Source organism: Ekhidna sp. (assembly GCF_965212185.1).
GTDB lineage: Bacteria > Bacteroidota > Bacteroidia > Cytophagales > Cyclobacteriaceae > Ekhidna.
The window spans coordinates 2413044-2432396 of sequence record NZ_OZ243102.1 but is presented as its reverse complement, the minus strand read 5'-3'; the positions used below and the strand labels follow the sequence as shown (position 1 = coordinate 2432396).

Below are 19353 nucleotides of genomic sequence, written 5' to 3'. Positions count from 1 at the left end.
CAATTAGCGAGTAATAAACAGTTTTTGAGAGGTTTTGAATTGCTTTCCAATCACGTTGATAAAATACAATCCTTCCTGTGATGGTGCTTTGTATTCAATTATTTGATTAAGTGCATTTGGTATCCTTTGCTCGATAACAACTCTGCCACTAATATCAACAACTCTCACAATCACGGATTCTTTTTCTGTGAGATTAAATCCAATATTAAAAGCAGTCTTCGCTGGATTTGGGAAGATGCGAGCTATATCCTCGTAAGAAGGTGGTGGATTTTCAAATATTGAGATGTCATCAATATATAGATCATTACCCCCTCCTGGAGTAAATATGAAAGCAATACGAATATCTTCATCAAAAAAGAAAGAATGAGAGAGACTGAGCTTGTACTCCTTCCAGTCACTATCTTGAGTAGGAATCCATTTGGTGGGGCTTATGGCAACTGCAAGTGAATCAGAATCAATGTTCAATAATGTAGTATTATAGTTTTCACCACAATCGGTGGAAAGCAATACTTGCAATCTATCTTCAAATCCATCTCGAGAGGCATAAGAAGCTTTGAAATACAAAAAAGCACTATCCAGATTGCCTGTATTTAACTTAGGGCTAATAAACCAGCTTCTTACCCCTAGTTGTGGCGCATTAAATCCATTTGCGCGCAAAACACCATTTTCTTCTAGCAGGGTTCTGGTCCAGAGTGGTTCACTTGCTTCAGCAGTTATGTCCCAATTATCACTTGTTTCAAAATTTAATGTGAGCGGATATTCATCGAATTTACTATCCCTAATCAATGTGGTTTCTAAAGTATTGTTCTCTCCCGATTCATCTTCCGTGCCATTAACAAGGGTTATTTCAGCGCCAATTTCATTGGGCCCTTCATTGAGATTGTCTGCAGTTAAAAAGAAATTAGCAAACGATTTTGATGAAATACTTAAGTTATCAAACAGTGTGGTGATGGTATCACCATTTACATGATACTTCACTTCAAATGACGTGATCACCTGAGATCCAACATTACGAATTCGAAGCTCGATACGAGATGATTCAGAGCAGGTGATCAGCGGTCCGTTTAGACTTCTAGGTAAAATGTCATTTTCAAAGAGATTGGTTTCCACAATTTCAACCTCATCAATGTATATATTATTACCACCTCCGTTAATTCCAACAAAAGCGAATTGAACACCGTCTATTTCCTTATAGTCTGTAATGCTGATGAGTGTATCCATCCATTCGAGTTGGCTTGCAGGGATAAAACTATTAGATGATTGTCCTGCAGTTGATAGGTTTGGACCAAAAGCAGTAAGTAAAACATCGGTAAAAGTCTCGCCACAATCGACGCTTGCTTTAACCATCAGGCCATCATAAAATGCATCTGGTGGATTGGCATGAGCAAAGCTGAAAAGCATTTCACCAGATTGAATTCCAGTCAAATCAAGTACTGGCGTTTTAAAAATGGTTTGCTCTCCAAACCATTCGGTGTTTTCATATGCTTTGAAAGCAATCGCTTGATTATTAGATGTGGCTTTGGGAGCTGTCGTTACCTCCCAGGGGTATGAAGCTCCATCGTCTCCAAGAACTTTTAGAATACCTTCAAAATCTTCGAAGAATGGTAATCGCACACTGGAGTTGTTAGATACTATTGTTGAAACTGTATTATTTGCATCATTACCATCCAATGTTCCATTCACTTCAGAAAGCTCAAATGAAAGGGTATACGGAGTATTTGGAATGGATTGGGTTGAAAAATTGATAGTTTGAGAAGTCAGGGGTGCTAAAGTCGTCGTAATTGGAATGGGTCCTCCAAATGGGTTGCCATTTATGTTCATCTGAACCTCATATGAAAAGATTTCATTGGTTCCATAGTTTGTAACTAAAAGTTGTGGCGTGATATTAGTAGAGCATTCGTTTTCATTTGGTTCTAAAATTTTGATGGCGGCTAGGTCATTTACAAAACGGGCAGGTTCGGTCAGACCAGGACTTGATTTTAAAGAACTTCTGTTAGGAGAATTATCCAATACTGTTCTCATCCTCGTTTTTTGCCCTTCTGTAAAGAGGTTCATGCAAATGTCATCAGTATAGTCCATAAAGTTTTGAAACATCTCCGGTTCTCCACTTACACATACTTCATTATCGCTCGGGTTCGGCCAGGTGCAGGGTGAGGTATATTCTCCATTGTCGGTATCAGCTAATGGAGTATCATCTACAAAATCATCTACAGAGCAATTACCATCGCCCCAGATATGTCTTAAGCCCAGGTAATGGCCCACTTCATGAGTCAGGGTTCTTCCATAACTTTCAAATGCTGGTGCTGCAGGATTGACTCCAAAGTATTGATGGTCGATCAGGACTCCATCAAAAATGTAATCTTCTGAGTCATTAACAATGCCTGGAATGGAAGTCAGTGGAAATGATGCATACCCTAAAAATACCTGAAGGTCAAGTACATAAATGTTTAAATAATGCTGTGGAGGCCAATAGCTTTCAGAGCGAAGCAATGGTCTGTGAGAATTGGCTCTGTAGGTGTCACGAGATCCTCGTAATCGCACAATGCCATTTGTGGGCTTGCCAGCAGGATCTTGTTTGGCTAGTACAAATTCAATTTCAATATCTGCTGCAACCGGTTTAAATGTTGTTGGAGTATTTACCGTATCAGCGTTCATCCTTCTAAAATCGGCAGTCAGTGAATCTATTTGAGCTTTGATTCGCTCCTCTGATAAGTTTACTCCATTGCCAATGGCTTCACCTTTGTGGAAGACGTGAACGACTACCGGAATCTGATAAATGGTAGCTGCTTGACTATGAATCTGATCGGTTTGAATTTCTATTCTGGAACTGATCCAGTTTTCAAACTCACCAGTAGAGGGCGCTGTTGTGCCACATCTTTGTTGGGCACTAAGACTAATTGATAGGAGTGTTATTAGGGGTAATAACCCAATGCGCATGAGCCCATTAGTTAACAAATGGAAGTTTAGCGTTTGGATCGTCTGGAGATGTGACGTTAATCGCATGAACGCTTTTAATTTCCGGTACTTCTCTTTTAATAGCCTCTTCAACTCCTGCTTTTAGTGTCATGGTGGACATAGGACAAGAACCACAGTTTCCCATCAGCTCCAAAACAACATTCATGTCTTTATCCACTTCAAGAACTTTTACGTCGCCACCATCTGCTTCAAGATAAGGCCTGATCGTATTCAGTGCTTTTTCTACTTTTTCTACTAACTCTGACATATCCTAAACGGTCACTTCTACTTTTTTAGTCTCTGGAGCAGATGCATTTCTAATGGCTATTTGTCTTGCTACATTTTCAGCAAGCGAGTTGAATGAATCTGCTAATTCTCCATCTTTCATTGCAACAGGATATCCACTATCTCCACTTTCTCTTATGGACTGAACAATTGGAATTTGACCCAAAAGCTCAATCTCATTCTTTTCAGCGAGTTTCAATCCACCACCTTCTCCAAAGATAAAGTATTTATTATCAGGAAGTTCATCAGGAGTGAACCAAGCCATATTTTCAACTAAACCGAGAATTGGGACATTGATTTGTGGTTGTTTAAACATGGAGATACCTTTTTGAGCATCAGCAAGAGCTACTTTTTGAGGAGTAGTCACCACCACTGCACCGGTCACAGGCACTGCCTGAACCAATGTTAAATGAATATCACTAGTGCCAGGAGGCAAGTCTATGATCAAATAATCTAAATCTCCCCACTTGGCATCTGAAATAAACTGACGTAACGCAGAACTTGCCATTGGGCCTCTCCAGACAACAGCGTCTTCACTATTTGTAAGGAAGCCAATGGAAATAAGTTTAACTCCATACTGCTGAATGGGAATGATCTTGTTTTTTCCATCTTCTTGAACGATTCCTGGCTGTTCAAACTCACAGTTAAACATAGTTGGAATAGATGGTCCATAAATATCCGCATCTATCAAGCCCACATCCGCACCAGTCCTGGCTAAAGCCACAGCAAGGTTTGCCGCGATTGTAGATTTTCCTACACCACCTTTTCCTGAAGAAACGGCGATGATGTTCTTCACTCCTGGAAGGACAGGTCCATCATCTCTTTTGGTGGTAACATTTGAGGTCATGTTAATGATTGTCTTAACATCACCTAAATGTTTTTTAATCTTATCCTCACAATCTTTTTTGATCACTTCCTTAAGTGGGCAAGCTGGTGTTGTAAGTACTACATCGAATGCAGCTTTATCACCATCAATGTGGATGTTTTGTATCATTCCGAGTGAAACCAGGTCCTTTTTCAGGTCCGGGTCGATTACTTCACTCAGTGCTTTAAGTAGATTTTCTTTCGTCAATTCCATTCGCTGCGCAAGTTAAAATTAATCTAGCAAATTAGCTCTCTCTGAGGTATCCCCAGGCGTGCAACTTATCACTATCTTCAAACCAACGATTTCCGATATCAGTTCGGTAGTACATGTTTGGAATCATAATATTTTTTATTCGGGCATATAGCTGCTGCTGAGCTTGCTTCATTGTAAGTCCCATTCCTGTGACAATTAATGCAACCCCACTGCCACCTGTGATCAGCCATTCATTGTTTACCATTTTTACATCCTCAATATGAATTCCGTCAGTAACCGGCTTCTTGAAAACGATTGCAGCGTTTTTTGAAAAAGCATCGAATGTCTTTGGATCTTTATAAGGAAAAGGAGGTACAACCACCCTGGCGCCAACCTGGAAGCCATTTCGAGTTTTCAATCCTGTTTTTTCTCCTTTTGCTAATTGATACAGAAAGTCACCAATCCCATTTAGCATTCCATCGGCCTGAATGGAAATCGTTGGATATCCGAATCGTGAAGTAAATTCTAAAGGGTAGATTCCATTGCTATTTACAATGCAGTTAACATCGATGTAGCCGACATAGCCTTCTGAAGCCAGTGTTGGTTCCATTTTCTTTAAAGTGGCATTGAAAACTTTGTTGGGACCACTCCAAAACATACTTGTACCCATTTCACCAGTAGCTACTCCAAGCTCACCTGGAAACAGTTTTTTGTGCTCAAAATTGATGTTGATGGGGTATATGAATTCTTTTCCATTAAAGAAACCTCCAACACCAATCTCAACGCCCGTATCTACTTTCTTTTGAAGCTGATAGACTTTCACTTCTTCACTCCATGCATTTTTATAAGCTTCAAGTATCCGCAATACATCACTACCATCTTCCTCCTGACCAACAAACAGGAGTCTTTTGATGTTTTGTGCCTCGCCACTTGGTTTCAATACATACTTACCCGGATTAGCTTTAATGTGATTGATTCCAGCATCAAATGAATCGAATTCATGGTAATTAAGAATGTTGACTTTGTGTCTTTTGAGTTCACTTTGTCCAAACGATCGATCATCTTCTAATTTATCAGTGTAAGGAGTGCCTCCAACCACGTACTTACCCTGTTCTCTAAGTTTTTGAGCTTTTTCACCCTGACCTAGTACATCATCAAAAACAATAAGATCAGCCCAATCCACTTCGGCTTCCCAGTCATCTACTTTTTCTACAAACCCATCACCAATTTCTTTTTCACTTTCTTCTTCAATGAAGTACTTCACATGGTGACCTTCTTTTCTGCATTGCCAGGCAGTATCACTGATTAAAGCGGACAAAGAGACGAATAAAATGTTGGCAGGATTTGAGGTTTGTTTTGGCATTGATTTTTTAGTTTAAAACTATGCTTTATTCCTGATGATTTAGTATCCTTTTTATCAGGTAATTTTGCAGTCCATTAAGGCGTATGATTCAACCCTCCACCATCGAAGAGATTAAAAACCGTATCGACATTGTCGAAGTGGTAGAGGACTTTGTGACCCTTAAACGCTCAGGCTCAAGTTATAAAGCGCTTAGCCCATTTACCAATGAAAAGACTCCTTCTTTTTATGTGGTACCATCCAAAGGGATATTTAAAGATTTCAGCTCAGGGAAAGGAGGAGATGCAATCACTTTTGTGATGGAAGTGGATGGACTAAGCTACGTAGAGGCTTTGAAATACCTCGCCGGAAAGTATGGTATCGAAGTTAAAGAAGAAGAGCAGTCCGATGAAGCGCAACTAGCACAGAACAAACGCGAAAGCTTATTCATTGTGCTGAATTACGCTTCTGAGTACTTTCAAGATGTCCTTCATAATTCAGAAGAGGGAAAATCTATTGGTCTATCGTATTTCAAGGAGCGAGGTTTTACTGAAGAAACCCTTAAAAAATTCGAACTAGGTTATTCAAAAGAGCTTTGGGATGGGCTGTTAAATGAGGCCACTCAAAAAGGATACAAAAAGGAACTTCTGGCTGAAGCCGGATTGATCATTGATAAGGACGGGAAAAATTATGATCGCTTCCGCAGCAGGGTGATGTTTCCAATTCACAATGTTTCTGGTAAAACCATTGCTTTTGGTGGTAGGAAGCTATCCAGTACTGATAAGTCTGCTAAATACATCAACAGTCCAGAAACTGAGCTGTACCATAAAAGCAAAGTGCTTTATGGCATGTATCAGGGAAAGAATTCCATCCGAAAGGAGGATAATTGTTACCTGGTAGAGGGATATACAGATGTGATATCAATGCATCAGGCCGGTATCGAAAATGTAGTAGCCTCATCAGGTACCGCACTTACGGAAGATCAGGTAAAGTTGATCAGACGGTATTCGGAAAATGTAACAGTCATTTTTGACGGAGACCAGGCAGGGATAAAAGCATCCATGCGCGGCATTGATCTTTTGCTTGAGGGAGACCTAAATGTCAAGGCTGTCGCCCTTCCAGAGGGGGAAGATCCGGATAGTTATGCGAAGCAACTGGGTGCGTCTGGATTTAGAGAATATGTTGCAGAAGAAGCACAAGACATCATTCGGTTCAAAACCAAAGTGCTTCTTGATGAAACCGGCAATGATCCTGTCAAAAAGGCAGGGGTTATAAAGGACATTGTTTCCAGCATCACTAAAATTAATGATCCGGTCAAACGAACGGTCTACATTAAGGAATGCAGTGATCTGCTCGGTATCGCTGAATCTGTACTTATCGCAGAGCAAAACAAGATTCTAATTGAGAATCGCAAAAAGCAACGAGCGCCTGATCCTATTCAACCTGAAATGGAAGTTCCTCCGTTTCCAATGGAGCAGGATGACCTTATCGATAAACTTGATATTGGTAAAATCATAGAATACCAGGAGCGTGAAAGTATTCGTGTGCTGGTGAACTATGGAAAGAATAAGATTCAGACACGTGAAATGCAGGATCAGAGTTTAATCGATTATTTTCTCAACGAAGCAGACGAAATCCAGTTTACCAATGAGACTTATCGGAAAATCATTGAAATTTTTCGAAAGAAATTGAACGATGGAGAGGTGATTGACGGTGAGTATTTACTGAATCATGAAGATGAAGAAATTCGAAAAACGGTCATTGATCTAAGCGCGGATAAATATGAGATTAGTGAAAATTGGAGTGAAAAGTATAAGATTCATGTGCCTCGGGAAACTGAATTTTTAAGAGATGTAACATATACGAACGTTCTCAGACTTAAATTCAGAATTGTGCAGCAGCTCATTCAGGAAGAAACTGATAAACTAAAGCATGCCACAAATGAAGTGGAGGTAGATGAACTTTTGGATGATATAAATGAGTTGAAGAAAGTGTCGGTAGAGATTGCCAATATATTAGGAAACGTATTAGTAGGATAGATAATGCTAGATAAAATAGAAGATGCCATCGAGGCAATAAAAAATGGAGAAGTGATCATCGTTGTGGACGATGAGGATCGTGAGAATGAAGGTGACTTCATTTGTGCTGCCGAAAAAGTCACTCCGGACATCATCAACTTTATGTCTAAAGAGGGGAGAGGTCTGATTTGTGCTTCTTTGCTTGAGGATAGGTGTAAAGAGCTAGATCTGGATCTTATGGTTGGTAAAAACACCGCTACTTTTGAGACTCCATTTACAGTTTCTGTTGATTTGATTGGTCATGGTACATCCACAGGAATTTCAACTTCTGACAGGGCAAAGACCATTCAGGCATTGGTCAATCCTGATACCAAACCAGAAGATTTGGGAAGACCTGGACATATTTTTCCCTTAAAAGCCAAACAGGGTGGAGTTTTACGAAGAGCAGGGCATACTGAAGCTGCTGTTGATTTCTCAAGATTGGCAGGACTTACACCAGGAGGTGTTCTTGTTGAGATTTTGAAAGATGATGGCACGATGGCTCGTCTTCCTGATTGCCGAAAAATTGCCGATAAATTTGATTTGAAACTGGTATCCATCGCAGACCTCATAGAATATCGAATGGAAAAAGAATCGATGGTAGAGGAGGAGATAGCAGTTCAGATGCCTACTGCATGGGGTGATTTTCAACTCAAAGCATTCAAACAGAAAAATACAGGTGAAGAGCATCTGGCATTGATTAAAGGTGAATGGAAAGAAGGAGAGCCTGTGATGGTAAGAGTGCATAGTTCGTGTGTGACAGGGGATATATTTGGTTCCTGTAGATGCGACTGTGGTGGTCAGCTTCATGGTGCCATGCAGATGGTAGAAAAAGAAGGCAAAGGAGTTGTGCTGTATATGAATCAGGAAGGTAGAGGGATTGGTCTGATGAATAAATTGAAGGCTTACAAGCTCCAGGAAGAAGGAAAAGATACAGTGGAGGCAAATATTGAGTTAGGATTTAAATCCGATCAGCGAGACTATGGTGTAGGTGCCCAAATTTTGCGTAAACTTGGAATTACCAAACTCCGACTGATCACTAATAATCCAAAAAAACGTGTGGGTCTGATGGGGTATGGCTTGGAAATTGTTGAGAATATTGCAATCGAAATCACCCCAAACGAGCACAACCAAAAATACCTTGAAACGAAAAGAGATAAACTAGGACACGAGATTTTGAAATGAGATTTATTCTTGGTTTTTTATGTATTCTGGCTTTGCAAAGCGCTAATTCTCAGCGATTTTCCTCTGAAGTCTTTCATAATGGCTTTTTGATTACTACTGATAAAGACACACTGAAAGGAGATCTAAAGTACGATTTGGATGCAAACATTCTTACAGTAGTTAGTAAAGGGAAAACAAAGTCTTTTTCAAGTCACAAGGTTTTTTACTTTGAGATTTTTGATAAGATTTTGAATAATTACCGCCAGTTTTATTCGATCCCTTATACTGTCAATATAGATTATAAGATTCCTGTGTTTTTTGAACTTGTCTATGAGGGCAAGGTCTCCTTGATGGCAAGAGAACACCTGGTCACACAAACAGTCAACAGCTCATCTGCTTATTGGGGTGGTGGTACCGGAACCCAGGTGGTGATCAAATATTCATATTTCTTTCTGGACGATAAAGGCAAAATCACCTATTTCAATGGCAAGAAAAAAGACCTTCTAACTTTCATGTCCAAGAAACAGTCTGAAGTAAAAAAATTCATAAAAGATAATAAGCTGGATACCGATGAGATGGCAGATCTTGTACGTATCACAGCATTTTACAATTCAATATAATTATGGGAAAACCCTTGATTCTGGTAAGTAACGACGATGGAATTACATCTCGGGGCATTAAAAAGCTTGTAAATGTGGTTAAGCAGTTGGGTGAAGTTGTTGTGGTAGCTCCAGACAGTCCTCAATCCGGTATGGGTCATGCAATCACCGTTGGTGATACGTTACGGCTGAAAAAGAGTGAAATATTTGAAGGGGTGGAGGCCTATGAATGTACTGGGACACCTGCTGATTGTGTAAAGCTTGCAAAGCACCATGTACTTAAAGATCGGAACATTGATTTAGTAGTCTCAGGGGTTAATCATGGGAGCAACAGCTCAATTAGTGTCCTATACTCCGGGACCATGAGTGCTGCTATAGAAGGGGCAATAGAAGGGCTACCAGCAATTGGCTTTTCATTGTGTGATTATGACCCGGACGCATTTATGGATCACATTGATAGTTACTTAAAGAAAGTGACAGAAGAGGCGCTGAAAAATGGTATTCCAAAAGGAATAGCCTTAAATGTAAATTTCCCGGTTCACCAAAAAGAGTCTATCAAAGGCATTAAGGTTTGTCGCCAGGCAAACGCCAACTGGGAAGAACAATTTGATGCAAGAAAAGACCCATACGGACGTACATACTTCTGGATGGTAGGTAACTTCGTGAACCATGACAAAGGAGAAGATAATGATGAGTGGGCATTAAAGAATAATTTCGTCTCGATCGTCCCATGTCAGTTTGATATGACTGGACATCATGCGATTTCACAGCTCAACGAAAGCTGGGATTTCTAGACCCGATATTATGCTTTAATTGGAGTTACTATCTTAACCGACCTAAAGTTATTTTTTTCTCAACTCATACACATCGGTCCTTCGATCTTTGAGATTATTGACACTACCAAATTCATGAAGCTCACGTAAATCATCTACATCCACATCTGCAATGAGGATCATCTCAGTGTTAGGTGTCGCTTCTGCTTTTATTCCATTGGTTGGGAAGGCAAAATCACACGGAGTGAAAACTACAGATTGAGCAAACTGAATATCCATGTTATGAACATTTGGAAGGTTTCCAACACTGCCTGCTAAAGCCACATAACACTCATTTTCAATGGCTCTTGCTTGAGCGCAGTTTCTCACTCTGGAGTATCCATTTTGAGTATCGGTGAGAAATGGTACAAACAGTATGTCCATCTTTTCGTCTGCTAGCAATCTGCTGAGTTCAGGGAATTCGACATCATAGCAAATAAGCACACCTATTTTGCCACAATCTGTTTCAAATGTTTGCACGCTTTTTCCGCCTTCCATTCCCCATATTTTGGATTCATCGGGAGTGACATGGATTTTCTCAAAACGTTCAATGGTACCATCTCTTCTGCACAGATAACCAACATTAAAGAGCCTATCATTCTTTATCTCAGGCATACTACCAGTGATGATATTAATGTTATATGTTACCGCCAATCTTGAGAATCTGTTGACAATTTCATCGGTATGTTTGGCTAACTCTCTAATGGCATCTGATTCCGAAAGGTGGTTATTTTCAGCCATTAGTGGAGCATTGAAAAACTCAGGGAAGAGTGCAAAATCGGAGCGATAATCGGATACAGCATCAATAAAGTATTCTGCTTGTTGCATAAGGTCATCTAACCCTTCGTAAGACCTCATTTGCCATTGAATAAGCCCTAATCGGACCACACGTTTGATACTGCTGGCCTGATCTGTTGGTTCTTCATAATAAATGTTATCCCATTCCAGAAGAACTGCGTATTCTTTTGATTCTTCGTCTCCTTCCAGATAGCCTTTTAGAATCTTAGAAACGTGAAAATCATTGTTGATCTGAAAGTTTAGGACTGGGTCATCAATCTCTTTTTTCTTGACTTTATCAATGTATTGGCGTGGGGTCAAATCCTCAGCATGGGTGTGATAGTTAGGGATACGACCACCAAAAGCGATCCCTCTAAGGTTCATCCGTTCACAAAGCTCTTTTCTGTAATCGTAGAGCCTGCGTCCTAAGCGCAAACCACGGAACTCAGGTTTGATGAATAGGTCAACGCCATACAATATGTCACCTTCAGAATCATGGGTGCTGAAAGTATAGTTACCTGTAATCTGTTTATACGTGTGTCTCATCTGAGCAATGCGACTTTTCACAATCAGAGAAAGAGCACATCCTGCAAGCTGACCATTGACTTTAATAACCACTTGGCCCTCGGGAAATAGACTGATCAACTTTTCTATTTCATGCTTCTCCCAGTAGTTGTCTTCTACCTTTTGATAGGATTCAATCATCGCTTTTTTAAGCTCCTGATAATCATCCAAACCTAGGTAGGTCAGATCAATGTTGTCGATTTCTATGTCTTGCATTTAGCAAAGGTAGAATGAAACAATATCATTTAATTGGAAATAACTTGCTTGAAATTGCCTTTTTCAGAGAGTCATTAATGGAGAAAAACACTACTTCTCTAGCATCTTGCCTGTCAGTCTTAATAACTCAATCTCTGCAATCTTAGCCATGTTCAGGGATTCAATGTATCTAATTTGTGCATCGACCGCATTGTTTTGAGCTTCACGGATTTCAAGCGGATTTGATTTACCAACGCGATAACGCTCAAGGGCAATGGTTACATTTTCTTTAGCTACATCAAAGTTCTTTTGCTCTAGCTCTGCTAGCATTTTTGCATTTCTCAATACTAAAACTCCGGATCGTACAGCTGTTCTAAGTTGTGCCTCACCTTGCTGATAGGCTGTTAGTGATTGTTCACTCATGATACGAGCATTTTGGATGGTTCTTGTTTTATTCATTCCATCAAATAGTGTCATGGTAGCTGTTAGTCCATAAGTAATTCCACTGGAAATATTGCTTTGTAAAAAGCCAGCTTCAGCACTCAGGTTGGAATAATTGTAACCGAGATTGAAATCTAATGACGGTAATCGATCGCGCTCATTCTCCTTTATTGTCAATAAGCTTACTTCTTGTTGACTTCTGAGCTGTAGCAAAAATGGATTTTGCTGAACCGCCTCACTTTCCAGGTTTTCCAGGTCTAGAGCGGTATCAAAATCAGTGAGATCGTATACTAAATCAAATTCTTCATACCCATCTTGAATTCCAATCAGCTGAATGAGCTGCAGTTTTAGATAAGCAATCACTTCTTGTTGTCTTATTAATGCGGATTGGTCTGAATTGTAGTCCACCTGCGCTTGTAAATACTCAAGTTTACTCGCCTTACCAATTTCATATTTCTCTTTGCTGATGGAAACACGTTCCTCAGAAAGTTTAAGCGTGCTTTCAAGGAGGGCAAGTCGCTCTTGCTCTAAAGCAGTATTGTAAAATGCTTTTAATACATCAGCGATGGCATCTTGCACTTGACTTTTAAATACCATTTCGTTCAGTTGACTAATTTCTTCAAGTCTTTCCTTTGTAGCGAACATTCGGAAGCCATCAAAGAGTGTCCAGTCAAGGCTTGCCCCAGCGCTATAGATGGTCGTTTTTGCCCCATCTCGTGTTTGACCTTCACCTGAAATAAATTGCTGTTCTGTATTCTGAATACTTTGTCTGCTATTTCCGTTCAATCCTATGGTTGGTAGCATCCCAGCATTTCCCGCAGTATTGTTGTTTTTGGCAATTTCTAAATTATACGCCTCCAGGCGGATGTCGAAGTTGTTACTTAATGCAAGTTCTATCGCCTTATCCTCCGTAAGTGTAGAATCATTCGTTTGAAATAGAGTGAATATGAATAACAGCTTGATCATAAGCGAGCCAATCTTTTTTCTTTACTGGTCAGAAATGAATAGATCGCCGGAATTACAAACAAGCTCAAAAACGTAGCAATGATCATTCCGCCGATGACGGCTATTCCCATGGAAACCCTGCTTTCGGAACCGGCACCCAATGCAAGGGCAATGGGCAGTATTCCAAGGATGGTCGAAAGACTGGTCATTAGAATAGGACGAAAACGCATTTTAGAAGCTGTTTTTATGGACTCCATGATATCCATGCCGGCAGCCTTCTGTTGGTTGGCAAATTCTACAATAAGAATTCCATTTTTAGTAATGAGGCCAATAAGCATGATCATGCCTATTTGTGAAAATATATTCATTGTCTCATTGAAGTACCATAAGCTGAACATTGCTCCTAAAAGTGCAAGAGGCACTGTAAACATAATGATCAATGGATCTCTAAAACTTTCAAATTGAGCTGCCAGCACTAAGTAGATAAGAATTAAGGCCAAGGCAAATGCAAAGTAAAGATTGCTGGAGCTTTGTTTGAATTCAAGCGAAGATCCTGAAAGTGCCGTTTGATATCGATCATCCAACACTTCATTTGCAATGACATCCATTTGGTTCAACGCTTCACCCAGAGAAACACCTTCGCTTAATTGTGCACTCACGGTTGCAGAAGTAAATCGATTATAATGGAATAGCTGAGGAGGGGTGGAGCGTTCCTCGAGCGTGACAAGATTGTCTAATTGCACCAGTTCGCCGTTGCTGGCTTTGACATAAATAGATGTCAGATCTAATGGTTCATTTCTGTTGTGTCGATCCAATTGTCCAATGACGTAGTATTGCTTTCCATTCATGATAAAATATCCGAAACGATTACCACTAAGACTTAATTGCAATGTCTGAGCGACATCTCGAACAGACACCCCCATTGACTGGGCTTTTTCCCGGTCAATCCGAACTCCTAATTCTGGTTTATTGAATTTAAGATTTAAATCTATGTAGCTGAAAGCATCATTACCTCTTGCTTTCTCAAGAAATTCCGGGAGCACTTCTTTGAGTTGCTCCAGAGTTCGAGCCTGAATCACAAAACTTACCGGGAGGCCGCCAAAACTCCTACCTATAGACTCTGGTTCAGAAATAAATGCTCGTGCTTTGGTATTCTCAGCCACCTTCGGCCGGATTGCTTGTACTATTTCATGCTGAGATCTCTCTCTTTGCTGGCCATCTTTAAGCTTTACAATAACAAAAGCAGCATTGGTTGCAGCTGATGAGGAAAAACCTGGGCTCGTAATGGAAATAATAGATTGTGCCTCTGGAATGCTCTCCAAAAGCATGCTGGTCATATCGGTGGCATATCCATCCATGTAATCAAACGTTGCACCTTCAGGGCCTGTTGCGAAGATTCTGAATTGTCCCCGATCCTCTAATGGAGAGAGTTCAGATGGAAGAATTCCGCTAAAGAGGTAGATCAATCCTGCTGCTATTAAAACGATTACTCCTGATATCCATCGATTACCCATAAAGCGATCAAGTGCCTGATTGTATTGCTTATTTAGCCATACAAAAAATGGTTCAGTAACAGCATAAATCCACTGTTTTTTCTCACGCTTTTTCAACATTTTACTCGAAAGCATGGGTGTAAGCGTAAGAGCTACAAATGAAGAAATAACCACAGCCACTGCTACAGTTATCCCGAATTCTCTAAACAAACGACCTGTTAGGCCTTGTAAAAAGACAATTGGAAAAAATACAGATGTTAAGGCTACTGTAGTAGAAATCACAGCAAAGAAGATCTCCTTAGTTCCTTTTTTACCAGCTTCTTCGGGCTCCATCCCATCTTCAATCTTCGTGTAAATGTTTTCCAACACTACGATTGCATCATCCACAACCAGGCCTATTGCTAAAACAATGCCCAGAAGCGTAAGAACATTGATACTGAAATCGAGTAGGTACATCACAAAGAAAGAACCAATCAAAGCTATCGGTACTGTGATGACTGGAATGAACGTGGTTCTCCAATCTCTGAGAAAAGCAAAGATGATCAACACAACTAGTCCAAATGCAATAAAGATGGTCTGTTTCACCTCGTCAATGGACTCCCGGATATATTCTGTATTGTCAAATGCAATCTCAGTTTGAATGTCTTCAGGTATGTTTTTCTCCAAAGACTTAAGTCTTTTATAAAATTCCTTTGCAATGTCCAGGTTATTGGATCCGGGCTGGGGAACAATCGCATTAAGTACAAGAGGTATTCCGTTGTTACGAAGTGCTGTACGCTCATTTTCGGGGTAGAATTCGGCACGTCCAATATCTCTAAATCTGACAATGTCATTTTCTTCTTCACGAATAATGAGGTCATTGAATTCCTCTGGGGAGGAAAGCCTACCAAAAGTTCTTACGGTTAATTCTGTTGCACTTCCTTCTATTCTTCCTGATGGGAGCTCAATGTTCTGATCTCCAACTGCATTGAGAATATCTAAAGGAGTGAGCCGATAGGCAGCCAGCTTGTCAGGATCCATCCACAATCGAATGGAATATTTTTTTTCACCCCAGATCCTTACTTCACTGACACCCGGAATTGTTTGAAAAGTCTCTTTAAATAGATTGTCTGCTATTTCGGACATCTCCAATAAGTTTCTTTGCTCACTATAAATCCGTAAGGCAATTATTGGGCTACTGTCTGCATCAGCTTTCGTGACAATCGGAGGATCGGCATCAGGTGGTAGGTTACGAATAGCTCGGGAAACTTTATCACGTACGTCGTTAGCAGCAGTCTCCAGATCAACCTCCAGATTAAATTCTACCGTTATGGTACTTCGGCCATCAGCAGAAATTGAGGATAGAGTTTTTATGCCATCTATCCCATTAATGGATTCTTCAAGAGGTTCTGTGATTTGTGTTTCGATCACATCCGCACTGGCCCCCGTATAGCTGGTAGAAACTGTAATTACCGGCGGATCAACACTCGGGTATTCTCTAACTCCTAGATAATTGAACCCAATGACACCAAAAAGTATGATGACAATCGACATCACTATAGCCAGAACCGGCCGGTCAATGCTTGTATTGGAGAGGCTGGACATATTACTTGATCGCTACATTTATTGGCATTCCAGGTCTGATCTGTAAAATTCCTGTTGTTATTACTGTGTCACCATTGTTTATTCCGGAGGTAACTTGAACTCTATCCTCTGTTCGGATGCCAGTGGTGATCTGCACACTGCTGACTTTTCCGTTTTTGCATAAAAATGTTTTCTTCCCATTCAATTCAGGAATAACCGATTCTGTTGGTATAAGCATCGCATCAGGTATGGTTTCCAAGGTCAGTCTGACTCGGGCAAACTGTCCAGGGAATAACTTATTGTTCTTATTATCTGCTTTAGCTCTAATACTAATGCTCCGTGTTTGAGGATCAATCAATGGTTCAACCGCATAAATTTCACCTGTGAATTGTTCATCATATCCATCTACTTCAAATGATAATTGATCTCCTTTGTTTACAAGGCTGATGTATTTACTAGGAATTTTAAACTCCAATTTAATTGGATTGATCTTGTACAACTCAGTGATGCGAGCACCTGGGTTTAAATAGCTCCCTTCTGCAATGTCTCGGAAGCCAATGATTCCTGCGAATGGAGCTTTAATGTAATGCTTTTCTAATCTCGCCTGAAGTACTTTTATTTCAGATTTAACAGTATTCAGAGTTGTTAAAGCTGTTTCATATTCTTCATTACTAATGGCCTCTTTCTCAAGTAAGACTTTTTGGCGGTATTCATTGTCTTCATTGAGCTTTTTAGTGAATTGAAGTTTTTCAATTTCAGCCAATATTTCTTCATCATTCAATGTGACAATGACAGCTCCCTTTTCGACTTGCTGTCCTTCATTAAATGAGATTTTTTCAATCTTACCCGATAGTTCTGAATTCAAAATAACCGATTCATCTGCAATCAAAGACCCGGTAACATTCACAACATTTTCGAGAGATTCTGTTTGAACCACCATCGCATTTACAGTCAAATCTTCACTCTGAGATTGGCCGGAGGCCATATTCTCATCATCAGAAGTGATTTCAGGCAGTTTTGGATAGGCGATCAATCCGATGATCACTAAAGCAATGATCACATACAGTACTCTCTTGATTGATTTGTTCATCTTTGAAATTTAGCTACTTGTAGACCAAAAAGAGCCGTGATTGTTAGGTATGGTAAGGTTCTTGCTCGATTTGCTCGTAGCAAAGTTGAAAAAATTATCCGTAAGAGGCTAAGCTAATTATACACACCCCCTAAAGATTTATCTGGAAGGTGTCAGTAGTGGATGGGAATATAAGATTCTCTAAAACCGTTGACTCATTCGAATGCCAACAAATTTGTGAAAACGGGCCTCTGTAGTCTCTTTTGTCCTTCTGTAGTAGATCAGCGCGAAATCAAACTTGGTCCAACTAGCCATAATCCCAGCCCTCATTTGAAAAACCCAGGGTTCCCTGGTTTCCACATAAATGGATTCTTTGCCTAACCAATTACCTTCAATCGTAGCATTATATGCTACATATTCAACTCCCGGACTTAAGAAAAAATAAAACTCATGCTGACCAGGTCCATCGTTTGAAATCCCCAATACGCCATTGTACTGAGTAGATTTTTGAATCGACTTGAAATTACCCATTCGGACCATAAACTCTTGTCGGATGTGAGAAAACGTTGTACCCAGTGCCACATTTGATTCGGTGTTTAAGTCAATACCATTGGCGGATGCCAATGTTTTAGCAAAGGCTCCATAGGCATTGAAAATGGGCGCATCGTTGATTTCATATTCCCATCCCTGCGGCAAGGTCATCCCAAACAATTTGTGCCAATTGTACTGTAAATCTCCAGTACGCAAGGATGGACCCATCCATCCAAGCTCCAGTTTGATTTTTGAATAGCTGTTATTTTTCATGTAATACTCGTTGGAAGCAGCAATGCTGATTTGTCCGGCATACGGCCGATCCATGTCTTCCACATCTTCCCAATCCAAAAATTTAGGTGTATAAATGCGATGATTGAGATCATAGGATCTAATCACCTTTTCTAAACGACTATTCCATCTTGATGAATCTGTAATCATGCGATAGCGCAGAGCTACCCCATTCGTATAGTACTGATCTCTGGAGAGGTTGAGAGTATAAGCGTCATTCTCATTTTCAACCTGTAGTTCTCGTGTAAGATTTTTGTTCTGGGCAGAAACCAAAATTGAAATCGAAATAAAAAGCAGAGCCACAGCATATTTCATCGCTGCGAAATTAACATGGATCACATTCTTCATTTAATGTTTCGAACTCGATTGTCGTATGATTGATACCTAAAGCTGACATACGAGACTTTGCTTCCTTTTTTATCCCTTGTAATTCGGATAACTGCAAATCTTTTTCGATAGCCAGATGAATAGACAAAATATGATAAGTTCCATCCATCGACCAGGTATGGCAATCATGCACTGCTTTTACTTGAGGAATATCCATAATGACTTCATGAATTTTTTTTACACTCACATCACTCGGTGTGCCTTGGAGAATGATCTGAAAACTCTCCTTCAAATTTTTGAAGACATTATATAGGATGTATCCGGCGATTAAAACTGAAAGTACAGGGTCGATGATCGGAAAATCCCAGTAGTGCATAACTATCGCTCCAATTAGCACTGCCACCCAGCCCAGGATATCTTCAAGTAAATGTGTGTAGACCGCTTTTTCATTTAAACTTTTACCTCTACTTAACCGTAAAGCGGCAGCCCCATTTACAATCACGCCACCTATGGCCAAATAAATCATTCCCTCTGTTTCGGGTGAAATCGGATTAAGTAACCTGGGGAATGCTTCCACTACAATGAAAATAGATCCGGTAATTAGAACTACCGAATTGATCAGGGCACCTAATACGGAAAACCGGGTATATCCGTAAGAAAATTTCTGATTACTTTCTTTCTGACTGAGCTTTGCAAAATACCATGAAACACCAAGCGAAAGGCTATCGCCAAAGTCATGCAATGCATCGGATAGAATGGCGATACTGTTAGTCCATAGTCCTCCAATGATCTCAATTATGGTAAAACTGAGATTAAGAAAGAAGGCAACACGAATGTTGCCTTCTGATTTGTTGTCATGATGGTGGTGCGTATGCGCCACAGCTTATTT

At 40.1% G+C, this 19353-nt stretch carries 14 protein-coding genes; 4 read left to right on the top strand and 10 right to left on the bottom strand.

Going from position 1 to position 19353, the window contains the following annotated elements; translation table 11 throughout:
* Nucleotides 1–3 precede the first annotated feature (3 nt).
* Genes ACOMC3_RS10480 through ACOMC3_RS10465 form a run of 4 tightly spaced genes read right to left on the bottom strand, consistent with a single transcriptional unit; the run spans nucleotide 4 to nucleotide 5660 of the window.
* Nucleotides 4–2937 carry a choice-of-anchor J domain-containing protein gene (locus tag ACOMC3_RS10480; protein WP_420315837.1) on the bottom strand — a complete coding sequence of 978 codons (2934 nt, stop codon included), beginning with the start codon at nucleotides 2935–2937 and terminating at the stop codon, nucleotides 4–6.
* 7 nt (nucleotides 2938–2944) lie between these two features.
* Complete coding sequence (locus ACOMC3_RS10475) at nucleotides 2945–3223, bottom strand: NifU family protein (RefSeq protein ID WP_420315836.1); 279 nt, start codon at nucleotides 3221–3223, stop codon at nucleotides 2945–2947.
* A 3-nt stretch (nucleotides 3224–3226) separates the two neighbouring features.
* A complete protein-coding gene (locus tag ACOMC3_RS10470; protein ID WP_420315835.1) occupies nucleotides 3227–4318 on the bottom strand; it encodes an Mrp/NBP35 family ATP-binding protein in 1092 nt (363 codons plus the stop codon).
* A 31-nt stretch (nucleotides 4319–4349) separates the two neighbouring features.
* A complete protein-coding gene (locus ACOMC3_RS10465) occupies nucleotides 4350–5660 on the bottom strand; it encodes a hypothetical protein (protein WP_420315834.1) in 1311 nt (436 codons plus the stop codon).
* A gap of 83 nt (nucleotides 5661–5743) precedes the next feature.
* Here ACOMC3_RS10465 and dnaG point away from each other — a divergent pair, with 83 nt between their 5' ends.
* Genes dnaG through surE form a run of 4 tightly spaced genes read left to right on the top strand, consistent with a single transcriptional unit; the run spans nucleotide 5744 to nucleotide 10250 of the window.
* Nucleotides 5744–7675 carry a DNA primase gene (gene dnaG, locus ACOMC3_RS10460; RefSeq protein WP_420315833.1) on the top strand — a complete coding sequence of 644 codons (1932 nt, stop codon included), beginning with the start codon at nucleotides 5744–5746 and terminating at the stop codon, nucleotides 7673–7675.
* A gap of 3 nt (nucleotides 7676–7678) precedes the next feature.
* Nucleotides 7679–8878 (top strand): bifunctional 3,4-dihydroxy-2-butanone-4-phosphate synthase/GTP cyclohydrolase II, encoded by a 1200-nt coding sequence (locus ACOMC3_RS10455; RefSeq protein ID WP_420315832.1) that lies wholly within the window; start codon nucleotides 7679–7681, stop codon nucleotides 8876–8878.
* Nucleotides 8875–9477 carry a hypothetical protein gene (locus ACOMC3_RS10450; RefSeq protein ID WP_420315831.1) on the top strand — a complete coding sequence of 201 codons (603 nt, stop codon included), beginning with the start codon at nucleotides 8875–8877 and terminating at the stop codon, nucleotides 9475–9477. Before ACOMC3_RS10455 ends, ACOMC3_RS10450 begins: the two co-directional genes overlap by 4 nt.
* Before the next feature lie 2 nt (nucleotides 9478–9479).
* Nucleotides 9480–10250: a 5'/3'-nucleotidase SurE gene (surE, locus tag ACOMC3_RS10445; RefSeq protein ID WP_420315830.1), complete on the top strand. Its 771-nt coding sequence runs from the start codon at nucleotides 9480–9482 to the stop codon at nucleotides 10248–10250.
* A gap of 48 nt (nucleotides 10251–10298) precedes the next feature.
* Here surE and ACOMC3_RS10440 read toward each other — a convergent pair whose 3' ends face one another.
* The 6 genes from ACOMC3_RS10440 to ACOMC3_RS10415 form a co-directional block, all read right to left on the bottom strand.
* A complete protein-coding gene (locus ACOMC3_RS10440) occupies nucleotides 10299–11825 on the bottom strand; it encodes a bifunctional GNAT family N-acetyltransferase/carbon-nitrogen hydrolase family protein (protein ID WP_420315829.1) in 1527 nt (508 codons plus the stop codon).
* A gap of 90 nt (nucleotides 11826–11915) precedes the next feature.
* The gene (locus ACOMC3_RS10435; RefSeq protein ID WP_420315828.1) at nucleotides 11916–13211 is read right to left on the bottom strand and encodes a TolC family protein; all 1296 of its coding nucleotides are present in this window, start codon (nucleotides 13209–13211) and stop codon (nucleotides 11916–11918) included.
* A complete protein-coding gene (locus ACOMC3_RS10430) occupies nucleotides 13208–16267 on the bottom strand; it encodes an efflux RND transporter permease subunit (protein WP_420315827.1) in 3060 nt (1019 codons plus the stop codon). The genes ACOMC3_RS10435 and ACOMC3_RS10430 overlap by 4 nt, the downstream gene beginning before the upstream one ends.
* 1 nt (nucleotide 16268) lies before the next feature.
* Nucleotides 16269–17336 carry an efflux RND transporter periplasmic adaptor subunit gene (locus ACOMC3_RS10425; RefSeq protein WP_420315826.1) on the bottom strand — a complete coding sequence of 356 codons (1068 nt, stop codon included), beginning with the start codon at nucleotides 17334–17336 and terminating at the stop codon, nucleotides 16269–16271.
* Between the two features lie 180 nt (nucleotides 17337–17516).
* The gene (locus ACOMC3_RS10420) at nucleotides 17517–18485 is read right to left on the bottom strand and encodes a lipid A-modifier LpxR family protein (protein ID WP_420315825.1); all 969 of its coding nucleotides are present in this window, start codon (nucleotides 18483–18485) and stop codon (nucleotides 17517–17519) included.
* On the bottom strand, nucleotides 18463–19344 hold the full coding sequence (locus tag ACOMC3_RS10415; RefSeq protein ID WP_420315824.1) for a cation diffusion facilitator family transporter: 882 nt from the start codon (nucleotides 19342–19344) through the stop codon (nucleotides 18463–18465). The genes ACOMC3_RS10420 and ACOMC3_RS10415 overlap by 23 nt, the downstream gene beginning before the upstream one ends.
* Nucleotides 19345–19353: the final 9 nt, after the last annotated feature.